Raw genomic sequence first — 12,655 nt, 5'->3', positions numbered from 1 at the left:
TGACGTCGGAATTTCACTCGTGAAAGGAGAACGGAAATGTCAAAGAGGCTTGGTGCAGAGTTCATCGGTACTTTCTGGTTGGTCCTCGGCGGTTGTGGGAGTGCGGTACTCGCGGCAGCATTTCCGAATGTCGGCATCGGGCTGCACGGAGTCGCTCTGGCTTTTGGCTTGACCGTTCTCACTATGGCCTATGCTATCGGGCATATATCAGGATGCCATCTTAACCCGGCTGTTTCCATTGGACTCGTGGCTGGCGGACGTTTCCCCGCAAAGGAGCTCGCACCGTATATCTTGGTACAGGTGCTTGGAGGGCTCGCTGGTGCTGCCGTGCTTTACATGATAGCGAGCGGGAAGCCGGGCTTCGATGTTGCCGCAGGCTTCGCCTCGAATGGCTATGGTGATCACTCTCCAGGGGGATACTCCCTTGCCGCGGCACTTGTCACTGAAATCGTCATGACCATGATGTTTCTGTTCATAATCATGGGGGCAACCGACAAACGTGCGCCGCAAGGATTCGCGCCAATCGCCATTGGCCTGGGGCTCACCTTAATCCACCTCATCAGTATTCCGGTGACCAACACCTCTGTAAATCCTGCCCGCAGCACAGGAGTGGCCGTCTTTGTCGGAGGATGGGCTCTTTCGCAACTCTGGCTGTTTTGGGTGGCTCCGATTATTGGGGCAGTGGCAGGTGGATCGATTTACCGGTTGCTCGGATCGAAAGACGATTGACCCTGCCCCGCGCAGCGGCCATAGCGTGCACGGCGCCGGAAGCACCTACTAATTCCACGAAAGATGCCTGTGCTCGAAATGAAAAGTGCCAGCTGCGATTACCGCAGCCGGCACTTTTTTTTTGCCCCTCTCCGTTCCTTTCAAATGGAACGTCCAAACCATTGACTCGGCATTACGACTGAAGATGCTGATGTTCCGGTCAACTTTGATGGCATGCCGTTTAAAAAAGCTGAAGCTCAGGTTTAACAGGTATAGTGGTCCGTTGAGGATAAGTGGTGCTCGCATGAACTGTAACGTAGCACCGTTTTCTCATACCTGGCAGGCCGCTGCGCGGTAACAGAGGGCCGTTTTGCAGAGATAGTGGACGGGATTGCGAAAGAAGAGCGCCCTTTTCCGGCATTGGTAGCGGAGGACAAACGAGCTAGCGCAGTGAATTGTCGATGTGGTGGTCCGGTTAGCTTACACGGTAGCTCACCCAACCAGGAACGTGATCCCGAATAGTAAAATTGGAGCGCCATTTCGCAACTTCGGCATGCCAGTTATGTTGAATGGAGCTCCATCAAAAAGCTAGCGGGGTTCCACCCAAACCAAAGTGGATATCCATCTTATTTGAGACGGCATTCCAATTTACTGGAACGGCACTCCATGTAACTCATATGGTACTCCAGGCAAGTTAGGGGGCGCTCCGTGTTAGTAAGACCAGCACTCCATCTTCTTTTAATGGCTCTCCATTTACACTAAACCGATATCCACTCGGCGTATTCGGTTCATAACAACTGCTGCACACCAGCCCAAAACACCGCAGCCTGCCATGGTAGCGGCCATTGGCACCGCCGTGCCATTATGAAGCACTCCCACTAGCGCCCCTGCTGTTGCACCCAGCGTGTACTGGATCGTGCCTAGAAGCGCCGAAGCGCTGCCAGCAGACTTGTCAAATGGAGCCAGGGCGAGGGCGGTTACATTGGGATAGAGTAACCCCGTCATGCACAAACCGACGAACAAGAGCGCAACCTGAAGGTAAAAGCCGCCGACACCGGTTATCAAGGCTGCTGCGAAGAGCAAGCCGGCTGTTGCACTCGTGGCGAATGCCACATTCAGTATCTGCTGGGGACTGTAGCGGCGTAGAAGCCTGCGGTTAAGTTGAGATCCGCCGATAAGGCCACATGCATTGGCGCCGAAAAACAGCCCGAAGTGCTGGGGTGAAATGCCGTGCAGTTCAATCAGGAAAAAAGGCACCCCAGCAATATAAGAGAAATTGACCCCAGCAACACACCCCAATGCGATGGAATAACGCAGATAATGGCGATTGAGAAGAAGGTGACCATAGATAGCTGCCATTTTGGTGATGTTACGTCGGATACGCCGCTCCGACGGCAGCGACTCGGGAAGATAGAGCGCGGCAGCAACGAGTGTTGCTACCCCGAAGGCCCCCAGAAAGCCAAAGATACCACGCCAGCCCGTCACCAGCAGGAGTTGTCCCCCCGCTATCGGTGCCAGAATAGGTGCCACCCCCATCAACAGCATGAGTAGCGAAAACATCTTTGCAGCCTCAGCGGTGTCGTACAGATCGCGGACCACGGCACGAGAGATCACCATGCCGGCTCCGCCCCCGACCGCCATAACCACACGCCAGAACAACAACCCCTCGCCCGTACGGACGCAAGCACACCCGATTGCCGAGGCGACATACAGCGTCAGGCCAATGAGGAGAGGTGGACGCCTCCCCCACCGGTCGGACATAGGGCCATAAAAGAGCTGCCCTCCGGCCGATCCAAATAGGAAAGCCGAGATTGAGAGTTGCACAGTAGAAAGTGGTATGCCCAAATCTCTAGCGATTTGCGGGAAAGCCGGCAAGTACATGTCGATAGACATGGCACTGAAGGCTGTCAACGCTCCCAAGATCATCACCATGAGTGCCAGTTGGCGGCCGGACAAGTCCTCGGGCCTGGTCTCCGGGACGGTAGTAGTCATCTCCATAAATAACCCCTGGATTATAGTTGCATCATACAACTATACAGTCAAAAAAATTATTTCTGCAAGTTATCGCAGGCGCGGCGGAGAACATCCCGACACACCTCTAAATGTGCTTCATCTATGCCGTTTTGAGCTTCAGCCAAAATATCCTTGACCAATGCCGTAGCCTCAACCATGAGTTCCTTACCTTTATCCGTGAGAAACACGAGCCGTTCTCGAGCATCGTCAGGACTGGGCAGACGAACGATCAACTCGCGAGATTCCAGTCCTGAGGCGAGGCGAGCCATAGTTGTTTTATCCCTTGCGGTATTGACTGCGAGGACACCCTGCGAAAGGCCATCGCGAACCCATAACTGGATAAGAAAGGTGTACTGTTCGGCAGTTATGGGCAGGTCGCGCTGAGAAAGCACTGAGTTGATCCGTCGTTGTAAGATCCGTGTGAAGCGGGCTGACAAGTGCCCAAGAGATTTGTGTAGACGGTAACTTTGAGGAGAGGTTTTCATTGGTTGCACTATACAACTTGTTTAAGCGCCAGGTCAAATCAAATCAACTCGCTTTTGTCGCTCGTTCTAGTGCGAAAATAGTCAATACTAAACTTACCTTACGTGCCTCTCGCAGTTAATCTGCTGTATCCGCGGCAGCTGCCACCGGGACGCTCTTTCTACTCCTTGCCGTCTTGAGCAGCCGGTCCATGTAGTAATAGACGACGGGGGTGATGTAGAGGGTCAACAACTGGGAGGTGAGCAAGCCGCCGACTACGGCGAGACCTAACGGTTGACGCGCTTCTCCACCCGCCCCTAACCCCAAGGCTATCGGCAGGGTCCCCATGAGGGCGGCCATGGTGGTCATCATGATCGGCCTGAACCTCACCAGCGCGCCTTCATAAATTGCGTCGACCGGCGTTTTCCCCTCTGTCCTTTCGGCTTCCAGCGCGAAGTCGATCATCATTATGGCGTTCTTCTTCACGATGCCGATCAGCATGATGATCCCAACGAATCCGTAGATGTTGAGCTCGCTGCCGAAGAGCATCAGCGTGACCAGCGCGCCGAACCCGGCGGAGGGAAGCCCGGACAGGATGGTGATCGGGTGTATGTAGCTCTCGTAAAGGATGCCGAGCACGAGGTAGATGACGAATATGGCGAGCGCCAAGAGGATCAGCAACCCGCTGAAGGAGGATTGGAAAGCCTGGGCCGTCCCCTGGAACTGCTTGGTCACGCCGGGGGGGAGGATGCTCGGAGCCAGTTGGTCGACTATGGCTATGGCGTCCCCAAGGGAGACATCCGGGCGGAGGTTGAAGCTGATATTGACCGCCGGGAGCTGCTGCAGATGGTTGACGGTCAAGGGGCCTATGGTCTTGCTGATGGTGGCGATGGTGTCGAGCGGCACCAGGCCGCCGGAGCTGCTGTGGATGTAGAGCATGCCGAGCGCCGCCGGGTCCCCCTGGTAAATCGGGTCGAGTTCGAGGATGACCTGGTACTGGTTGCTCGGGGCGAGTATGGAAGAGACCTGCCTGGTGCTGTAGGCGTAGGAAAGGGCATCTTCCACCTGCAGCACAGATAAGCCCAGGGCGGCGGCCTTGTCCCGGTTTATCTCCACGCGCACCTGGGGGTTGCTGATCTGCAGGTCGCTCGCGACATCCAAGAGTTCGGGCACCGAGCGCAGCCTGGTCTCGAAGTCGGCGGCGGCCTTGTAGAGCTCGTCCGTGTCCTGCCCCTGCAGGGTGAACTGGTACAGGCTCTTCGACGCGGTGCCCCCTATCTGGATGGAGGGGACGTTTCTCAGGTAGACCTTTATCCCCCGCAGCTTGGCGAGCTTGGGACGCAGGTCCTGGATGATCTCGTCGGCGGAAAGCTTCCGCTCGCTTCTGGGTTTCAGCCGCATGAAGAGGCGGCCGGTGTTGCTCGCCCCGCCGCCGCTGCCGATAGAGGACATGAACCCCTCGATGTTGGGATCCTTGGCGATGATCTGCGCCACCGACTCCTGGAGCTGCTTCATCTCGGCGAACGAGGTTCCCTGGGCGGCCTCGGTATCGGCGTTCAGCCTCCCAGTGTCCTCGCTGGGGAGAAAACCTGTGGGGATCCTGACGAAGAGCCAGACGGTCAAAACGGTGATGACGAGTGTAACCACCATCGTAGCCCGGCGATGCAAAAGGACCTGGCTCAGGGTGCGCCCGTACAGGTCGCGCACCCTGTCGAAGAAGCGCTCCATGACCATGTAGAAGCGGCCGTGGTGCAACGAGGCCTGCGGCTTGAGAAACCGGCTGCAGAGCATGGGGGTCAGGGTCAGTGAGACGAACCCGGAGACGAGGATGGCCGCGCTGATGGTGACAGCGAACTCGTGCAGCAGCCGTCCCAGTATTCCCCTCATGAAGAGCACGGGGATGAAGACGGCGACGAGCGAAATGGTCATGGAAACGATTGTGAAACCGATCTCCTTGGATCCCTTGAGGGCGGCCTCCATGGCGCCCTCTCCTTTTTCCATGTGCCGGACGATGTTCTCCAGCATCACGATGGCGTCGTCGACCACGAAGCCGACGGCCAGGGTAATCGCCATCATGGAGATGTTGTTGACCGAGAACCCGCACAGGTACATCGCCGAGAAGGTCCCGACGATGGACATCGGCACGGCGAGGGAAGGGATGACGGTGGCGGAGAAGTTGCGCAGGAACAGGAAGACCACCATGATCACCAGGCAGATGGTGAGGCAGAGGGTGTACTTCACGTCGGTCATCGAGTCGCGGATCATGGTTGAGCGGTCGTAAAGGACGTTCAGCTCCACCGAGGCGGGCATCTGTCCGCGGAAGGCCGGCAGCAGCTTCTTGACGCTGTCGACGACTTCGATGGTGTTGGTCCCGGGCTGGCGCTGGACAGAGAGGATGATGGCCCGGGTGTTGTTGTACCAGCTGGCCGTCCTCGTGTTCTCGACGCTGTCTATGACTTTGCCGATTTCCTCAAGCCTGATCGGTGAGCCGTCCCGGTAGGCGACCGCGATGGGGCGGTAGGCCTCGGCCTTGTAGAGCTGGCCGTTGGTGTCGATGGTGTGCGCCTGTTTCGCCCCGTCCAGTACTCCCGTAGGCATGTTGACGTTTGCCGCACCGATGGCGGCCGCGACCTCGTCGATGCCGATTCCCCGAGACGCCATGATCCTCGGATCGAGCTGGGCGCGCACCGCGTATTTCTGAGCCCCCCAGACGTTCACCTGGGCCACGCCGCTGATGGTGGAGAGCCTGCGCGCGATGATGGTCTGGGCGTACTCGTCGACGGCGGAAAGCGGCAGGGTGGGGGAGGAAAGCGCCAGGTAGAGGACCGGCTGGTCGGCCGGGTTCACCTTGCGAAACGATGGCGGGGTCGGCATGTTCTTCGGCAGGTCGCGGATGGCGAGCGAGAGTGCGGCCTGCACGTCCTGCGCTGCGGCGTCGATGTCGCGGTCCAGGGTGAACTGGATGGTGATCCTGGTGGAGCCGATGCCGTTGGTGGAGGTCATCGAGTCCACGCCTGCGATGGTGGAGAGCTGGTTCTCCAGCGGGGTGGCCACCGCCGACGCCATGGTGTCCGGGTTGGCGCCGGGCAGGCTGGCGCTCACCTGGATGGTGGGGAAGTCCACGTTCGGCAGGTCGTTCACCGGCAAAAGCCGGTAAGCGGCGATCCCGAAGACCAGGATGGCGATCATGACCAGCGACGTCATGATCGGTCGACGGATGAAGATCTCCGCTATGTTCATGGCCTTTTTTCCGTGCCCTTTTGGCTTGAAGGGAGCTCCACCTTCGCCCCCGGCGTCAGTCGCAGCTGGCCGCTGACCACCACGGTTTCCCCGGGTGCGACACCCTTCTCGATGATGCTTTCCCCACCCTGCTCGGCTGCGACGGTGACCGGTCTCATCTCAGCGGTCTTGTCGGGCTTCACGACGTAGACGTACTGTCCCTGCTGGCCGACCTGGACCGCCTGGGTCGGGACCACCACCGCGTCGCGCCTTAAGCCAAGCGTCATCACCACATCGACGAACTGTCCCGGCCAGAGCTTCCGGTCGGCATTGGCGAAGACCCCTTTGAGCCGGATAGTCCCGGTGGCGGCGTTGACGGCGTTGTCCAGGAAGCTGATGGTGCCGGTCTCCTTGCCGTTCGGGTCGTTGGGTACGATGGCCTCTATCTTAAGGGCGCGCTCAGCCATCGCTTTTTTCACCTCGGGGAGGCTCCTTTCGGGGATGGAGAAGGTCGCGTAGATGGGGCTTATCTGGTTGACCGTGACGAGCGTCAGGTCGTTCGCCTTGACGAGGTTGCCGAGCTGCAGGGAGAGGTTACCGGTCCTGCCGGAGATGGGCGAGCGGATGTAGCAATAGTTGAGCTGGATCCGGGCGTTGGCTATCGCGGCACGGTCCGCGGCTACGGCCGCGGCGGCGGACTCGGCGTTGGTCCTGAGCTGGTCGTACTGGTCCTTGGTGACGATCCCTTCCGCGACCAGCTGCCGGTAGCGCTCTGCCTGCTCCCTGGCGAACCGCGCCTGGGCCAGGTCCCGGGCGAGAGCCGCCTCGCTTTGGTTCAAGGCCGCCTGGAACGACTCTGGCTGCAGGGTGACGAGCAAGGCACCCTGCTGCACGTCGCTGCCGTCCTTGAAGTGGACCTTGGCAATCTGGCCGTTCACCTGCGACTTGATGGCTACGGAGTTGAATGGCTCGATGTTCCCGATTGCCTTCAGTTGCACCGGGACGTCTTTTCTTGCCGCCGTGGCGACGGCGACCGGCACCGCCGGCTTGGCCTTGGGTTTCTCTTTTTTGGTGGAGCATGCGGACAAGGAAAGCAGAACTGTTACGAGGCCGACTGCTTGTACGAACCTGCGGCTTGTTGCTGGAAACATTATCCCCCACCTTACTTCCGCACTGGACGGACATGGCTTTAATTAAACGAGAACGACTGAAATTTTCGCCAAGTATACGACTAAATTCCACGGTGAAAGAAGGAAAAAAAGCGCAAATTGCGATTATCCGCAACTGTGCTTTATCACGTCACTACTGCCCCTCTCCGCTAGGGCGAGCGGCATCAGCAAAGGCAAATCCCCCCTGCGCTCCTAAACGCATCGCACGCGGATGACACGGAAAATGCGGATACCCGCGGATTAATCTCTAATAAGTTTTTCAGACGTGTGAGGTCTTTGGTGTAGAGCCGTGAAGTTTTACAGGGTTTGGTTGATCTGCGGCCATCGTCTTTGTATCCACGTCATACGCGTGCGATGGTCCATTTGGCAATCAGCTCCTGGAGCTGTTCGAGGTTGAAGGGCTTGCTTAGGTAGTCATCCATTCCTGCGCTGAGGCAGTATTCCCTGGCTCCCTCCATGGCGTGGGCCGTGAGTGCGATCACAGTGGTGTGCCTGCCGGAACCGAGCTCCTGCTGTCTGATGGCGCGGGTGGCCTGGCAGCCGTCCATTTCCGGCATCTGGCAATCCATGAATATCAGGTCGTAGGGCTGCTGCTTAACCGCCTCGACCGCCTGTTTCCCGTTTTGGGCCACATCCACCTGACATCCAAGGGCGGCGATCATGGCGAACGCCACCTCGCAGTTTACCGGGTTGTCCTCGGCCAGAAGCACACGGGCCTTGAACTTCCGCACCTCACCGGCAGCCACCATTGGGTTATCCAGCTCGACAGGGGTATCAACCTCCTCGCCGCTGGGAGCCTCGTCAGCGTACTGCAGGAACACGATGAAGGTGAAGGTGGAGCCCTGGCCCGGCTCGCTTTCGACCCCGATTTCGCCCCCCATAAGCTCCACCAGTTGCTTCGCTATGGCGAGCCCCAGTCCGGTTCCGCCGTACTTCCGGGTGGTCGAGCCGTCGACCTGGGCGAACAAGTCGAAGATGGTGCCGATGCTCTCGGCCGGTATACCTATGCCGGTGTCCTTCACTTCGAACCCGACGTACTGGCCGTTCCGGTTCTGCTCCACAAGGGTGACCCGAACCTGCACCGATCCCTTTTCTGTGAATTTCAAGCCGTTGTTGACCACGTTGATCAGGACCTGGCGCAGGCGGTTCGGGTCGCCGGCCACGCAGCGGGGAACATCTTCCTCGATCTGCAGTTCCACCGCGACACCTTTGCGCCGGCCGACCTCCCGGTAGAGCTCCACCGCACCGCGTGCCGTTTCATGCAGGTCGAAAGGAATCTTCTCTATCTCCAGCCTTCCTGCCTCTATCTTCGAGATGTTGAGGATGTCGTTGATGATGCCTAGGAGCGACTCTCCGGAGCGGTGCAGCATCTTGACGTAGCTTATCTGCTTTTCGTCGAGCTCTGTGTGCAGCAGGAGTTCCGCCATGCCAAGGACGCCGTTCATCGGGGTGCGGATTTCGTGGCTCATGTTGGCGAGGAACTGCGACTTGGCCCGGTTGGCTGCCTCCGCGGCTTCCTTCGCTTCGCGCATCTCGGCGATGATCGCCTTTTGCTGCAGGTTAGCCTTGGAGAGCTCCGCGGTCCGCTGCGCCACCTTTTCCTCGAGGCTGCTGTTGACCCGGCGGCATTCGGCGAGGATGCGGCCGTTCTCCATGGCCAGGTCGGCCAGGGTACGCACCAGCTTGTCGCGCTCCTCGACCAGGCGGCGGCGTTCCAGCACCTTGTTCACCGTGGCAATCACCATCTCCAGGTCGTCGAAGGGCTTGAATAGATAATCCTGCGCCCCCAGGCGCAGGGCCTGGACCGCCGTCTCCAGCGAGACATGGCTGGTCATGATGATCACTTCAATCCCGGGATGATCCCGCCGGATGGCTTCGAGGACCTCTATGCCGCTGATCCCGGGGAGGCGCACGTCCAGCATCACCAGTTTGCAGGAGGCCCGGTTCAGTTCCTCGAGGCACTCTTCGCCGGTGGCCACGCCCCAGCTGTCGAACCCCTCGTTGCGGAAAAGTTGAGCCAGAACGTCGCACACCACTTCGTTGTCGTCGACGATCAGAATGTCCCGTTCTTTTCCCATGAAAGCCTCCCCGCCGGAAACAACATTGGGAAATACTAACAAACACGAAGGTGATAACAACCTGTTGGCGGTGTCCGCTGCTTGGAAGTGGAGATGAAACTGAAGCGACCTCTGTTCTCATGTTGCGGGGAATGGCGACGTTCTGAGGCGCGAAGTAGGGGCCTCGAAGGAATGCAAGAAAAAGGGGGCCGTCATGTTGATGACGGCCCCCTTTCTTTTCAACTAAGGTCGGCTTTCCCGCTAGCTCCCGAAGAAGCCCCTTTTCGACTTGGTCTTGACGATATAGCCGGCGGTGACTTCCGCCGCAAGATCCTCGGGGAGTTTCACGAAGCTTTGATCGTCGCCGATTCCCGTCTCGTTGATCTGCACCTCGGCCAGGTCCTGCAGGGTGACTGACTCGACCTTCTTGATCCTGTCGAAGGACTTGATGAACTTCGCCAACGTCACACGGTCACCGGGCTTCACGCCGTCGTTTCTCCCCAGTGTGATCTGCGCGACCCGATCTTTAGGATCTTTCGGGTTGGTCATGGTCTTGGCAACATATCCGTAATTGGGGAAGGCGTCGATGAAGCTGTTACGCCCGTTCTCGATTGCCTTGGCGGTCGCACCCGAGGCGAGCTGGTAGGGGTCACCCACACGACAGTCGTAGCTGCTCCTGATCTCGCTACTACCGGAAACACTACCCTTGAAGGGGGTGAATACCTTGTAGATGCTGCCGGTCACAGTGCTGACCGCTCTCACGTTGACGGTGGCTTCACCGGAAACCGAACAAGAGGCTGCGGTGTGGTGGGTCCTCCCCTTCTTGTCGACGTAGCTGCTAGCTTCGGTGAACTTGGCGCCGGTGTTGACGCTCGATACCGATCCCATGATCACGTAATCGATGTCCTTTGCAAGGTGGGTCAACGCCTCAGTGTCCAGGTCGCCGCTTACGCTCTCCTTGAACTTCGCCTCCTCGAACAACTTCTCCATTTGGGCCCGCTCGACCACCTCGAGCCCGGTTCCGCCGGTGATGATCTGGGTCAGCGTCTCCTGAGCGGGTTTCGAGAGCTTGCCGGCAAAGTCGGTGACATCGGCTATGGGCAGGATAGCGACCTTCGGCTTCTTCTTATTTACGATGTACTCAGGAGGCGAGATCTCGCAATCCTTCTTGTCGCACTCAAGCTCACCATAGTTGGCCATATTGATCGTGCTCGCACACCCGGAAGTTAACGCCAGCGTGAGCGCCAGCACACCCGCCTTCTTTAACATGACTCCTCCAGTATCTTTTGTTTTGATTGCTTCTAATTACTTTCGCATAACCGTTCCCGACACTCGTATACGACAACGCGACGATTTTTTCAACAAATTTTTATCTTACAGTGATTTTATTTCTTTATTTTTATTTCTCAGCAATTATACTGTGTCTATGGCTGTACACTTAGGTGTATAAAGAGACAAAAGCAATGTCCGTCATGACCGGTATCGGTGTTGCAACAAGAAACATCGAATTAGTTGTCCCACATTGACCATATTTTATCTTGACTGAAGAAGTCATTTGCCGGAGAATTAATGACTTGCAAACGCTAAACAGTGACAGAAAGCCACGTAAACAGCGGGCTCAAGAGGAAGGGAAATGAGAATGAGATTGCTGCGCACAATCACTCTTTGCTTCGCGTTGTTGGTTCCGGTGCTGGCACAGGGAGAACTTTCCAACGTGCACCAGAGCACGACCACGCCATCGGAAGCCCGCTACGAGATCATTCAGTCGCAGCTTGCGGCGCGCTGGACCTTCAGACTTGACCGGTACAACGGCGAGGTGATGCAGCTGTTGCTCAACAAGGAGAAGGAGAACGTCTGGGAAAAGGTGATGGTGGTCGATCTTCCGCGCATCAAGGCCCCGATCCGGCCCAGGTTCCAGATCTTCACCTCCGGGCTTGCGGCACGGCACACCTTCCTGCTGGACACGGTTACCGGGAAGACCTGGACCCTCATCTTCGATTCCGTTCCTACCAGGGAGGGAGAAGCCGAGGCCCCGGTCTTCAAGCCCTTCATGTAGTTCGGCCATTGGCCCATTTCACCCGGCAGCGCCTTTGGCGCCCGCGGCTCGACAAGGAAGACGCCCTTGAACCACACCATCCTTCTGGTAGACGATTTGCAGATGTTCCTGGAGATCGAAAAGGATTTTTTCAAGTATGCACAGGTGAACCTTTTGACTGCGCGCGACGGCGCCGAGGCGCTCGATCTCGCGAAGAGTCACAAGCCGGACCTGATCTTCATGGACCTGCAGATGCCCAGGATGGACGGCGCGCAATGCTGCCGGGCCATCAGGTCCGTCCCCGAGATCTCCGGCACCCCCGTGGTCATCATCTCTTCCAGTTCCGACGCAAACGACAAGGAGATCAGCGTTGAAGCCGGCTGCAACTACTTCCTCACCAAGCCCGCCGGCAGAGACCGCTTCCTCGAGATCGCCCGGGAGTTCATCCCCGGGATCAACCGGCGCGAGCGGCGCATCCCCTGCAACGTGGGCGCCGTGTTGAACGTGAACGGAAAAGCCATCGCCTGCTCCCTGCACGATGTCGGGTCGGACGGCGCCTTCGTCGTCACCGATTTTCCCGGCGAGCCCGGCAACGTGGTCAACCTCTCCTTCACCCTTCCCGACGGGACCGTCATCGATTCCCCCTGCAAGATCGTCTGGACCAGCGAAAGCATAGTGGTCCGTCCCAAAGGGCTCGGCGTCAAGTTCGCGCTCATGCCCAAAGAAGTCAGGTCCTCCCTGACTAGGTTCCTGGAAGGAAACTCCAAGCGCTAGGAGATAAAACCAAACCTTCACCACAGAGGGCACGGAGGACACAGAGGCAGCACAGAGGAAAGCTTTGCAAGCCTGACTTTGAGTTTCCTCTGTGTGCCCCAGTGGTGAGTGACTCTGCTTTGCTTTGGTTTTCCCCTGCTTAAGCTCTGTGACCTCCGTGAACCTCCGGGTCCTCTGTGTTCCACCTTTGAGTTCCGCCTTTCTTTTTTGACCAACCA

The 12,655-nt window shown here is 58.0% G+C and carries 9 protein-coding genes; 3 read left to right on the top strand and 6 right to left on the bottom strand.

Annotated features, from left to right (window positions below; all coding sequences use genetic code 11):
- Nucleotides 1-36: 36 nt before the first annotated feature.
- Entirely contained in the window at nucleotides 37-729 is a 693-nt protein-coding gene (gene aqpZ / locus GEOBRER4_RS00405; RefSeq protein WP_185243767.1) for an aquaporin Z, read from the top strand.
- 732 nt (nucleotides 730-1,461) lie between these two features.
- Here the strand turns inward: aqpZ and GEOBRER4_RS00400 are convergent.
- From GEOBRER4_RS00400 to GEOBRER4_RS00375, 6 genes are all read right to left on the bottom strand, one after another.
- Nucleotides 1,462-2,706 carry a multidrug effflux MFS transporter gene (locus tag GEOBRER4_RS00400; RefSeq protein WP_185243766.1) on the bottom strand — a complete coding sequence of 415 codons (1,245 nt, stop codon included), beginning with the start codon at nucleotides 2,704-2,706 and terminating at the stop codon, nucleotides 1,462-1,464.
- 50 nt (nucleotides 2,707-2,756) lie between these two features.
- Nucleotides 2,757-3,113, bottom strand: a complete 357-nt coding sequence (locus tag GEOBRER4_RS00395; protein WP_185243765.1) for a MarR family winged helix-turn-helix transcriptional regulator — start codon at nucleotides 3,111-3,113, stop codon at nucleotides 2,757-2,759.
- 208 nt (nucleotides 3,114-3,321) lie between these two features.
- Nucleotides 3,322-6,423, bottom strand: coding sequence for an efflux RND transporter permease subunit (locus GEOBRER4_RS00390; protein WP_185243764.1), 3,102 nt, complete (start codon nucleotides 6,421-6,423; stop codon nucleotides 3,322-3,324).
- Nucleotides 6,420-7,553 (bottom strand): efflux RND transporter periplasmic adaptor subunit, encoded by a 1,134-nt coding sequence (locus tag GEOBRER4_RS00385; RefSeq protein ID WP_185243763.1) that lies wholly within the window; start codon nucleotides 7,551-7,553, stop codon nucleotides 6,420-6,422. Before GEOBRER4_RS00385 ends, GEOBRER4_RS00390 begins: the two co-directional genes overlap by 4 nt.
- A gap of 359 nt (nucleotides 7,554-7,912) precedes the next feature.
- Nucleotides 7,913-9,649 carry a response regulator gene (locus tag GEOBRER4_RS00380; RefSeq protein WP_185243762.1) on the bottom strand — a complete coding sequence of 579 codons (1,737 nt, stop codon included), beginning with the start codon at nucleotides 9,647-9,649 and terminating at the stop codon, nucleotides 7,913-7,915.
- 240 nt (nucleotides 9,650-9,889) lie between these two features.
- Nucleotides 9,890-10,897 (bottom strand): CsgG/HfaB family protein, encoded by a 1,008-nt coding sequence (locus GEOBRER4_RS00375; RefSeq protein ID WP_185243761.1) that lies wholly within the window; start codon nucleotides 10,895-10,897, stop codon nucleotides 9,890-9,892.
- A gap of 364 nt (nucleotides 10,898-11,261) precedes the next feature.
- Between GEOBRER4_RS00375 and GEOBRER4_RS00370 the strand changes: the two genes are divergently transcribed.
- Both GEOBRER4_RS00370 and GEOBRER4_RS00365 read left to right on the top strand, forming a co-directional pair.
- Complete coding sequence (locus tag GEOBRER4_RS00370; RefSeq protein WP_185243760.1) at nucleotides 11,262-11,684, top strand: hypothetical protein; 423 nt, start codon at nucleotides 11,262-11,264, stop codon at nucleotides 11,682-11,684.
- A 66-nt stretch (nucleotides 11,685-11,750) separates the two neighbouring features.
- Nucleotides 11,751-12,437: a response regulator gene (locus tag GEOBRER4_RS00365; RefSeq protein ID WP_085814407.1), complete on the top strand. Its 687-nt coding sequence runs from the start codon at nucleotides 11,751-11,753 to the stop codon at nucleotides 12,435-12,437.
- Nucleotides 12,438-12,655: the final 218 nt, after the last annotated feature.

This window comes from Citrifermentans bremense (assembly GCF_014218275.1).
GTDB lineage: Bacteria > Desulfobacterota > Desulfuromonadia > Geobacterales > Geobacteraceae > Geomonas > Geomonas pelophila.
This window is presented reverse-complemented; position numbering and strand designations above follow the sequence as displayed.

Excerpts from the sequence above, each read along its gene's own strand:
- aqpZ (WP_185243767.1), top strand. The coding sequence starts at position 37 with ATGTCAAAGAGGCTTGGTGCAGAGTTCATCGGTACTTTCTGGTTGGTC.
- GEOBRER4_RS00400 (WP_185243766.1), bottom strand. The coding sequence starts at position 2,706 with ATGGAGATGACTACTACCGTCCCGGAGACCAGGCCCGAGGACTTGTCC.
- GEOBRER4_RS00390 (WP_185243764.1), bottom strand. The coding sequence starts at position 6,423 with ATGAACATAGCGGAGATCTTCATCCGTCGACCGATCATGACGTCGCTG.
- GEOBRER4_RS00385 (WP_185243763.1), bottom strand. The coding sequence starts at position 7,553 with ATGTTTCCAGCAACAAGCCGCAGGTTCGTACAAGCAGTCGGCCTCGTA.
- GEOBRER4_RS00380 (WP_185243762.1), bottom strand. The coding sequence starts at position 9,649 with ATGGGAAAAGAACGGGACATTCTGATCGTCGACGACAACGAAGTGGTG.
- GEOBRER4_RS00375 (WP_185243761.1), bottom strand. The coding sequence starts at position 10,897 with ATGTTAAAGAAGGCGGGTGTGCTGGCGCTCACGCTGGCGTTAACTTCC.
- GEOBRER4_RS00370 (WP_185243760.1), top strand. The coding sequence starts at position 11,262 with ATGAGAATGAGATTGCTGCGCACAATCACTCTTTGCTTCGCGTTGTTG.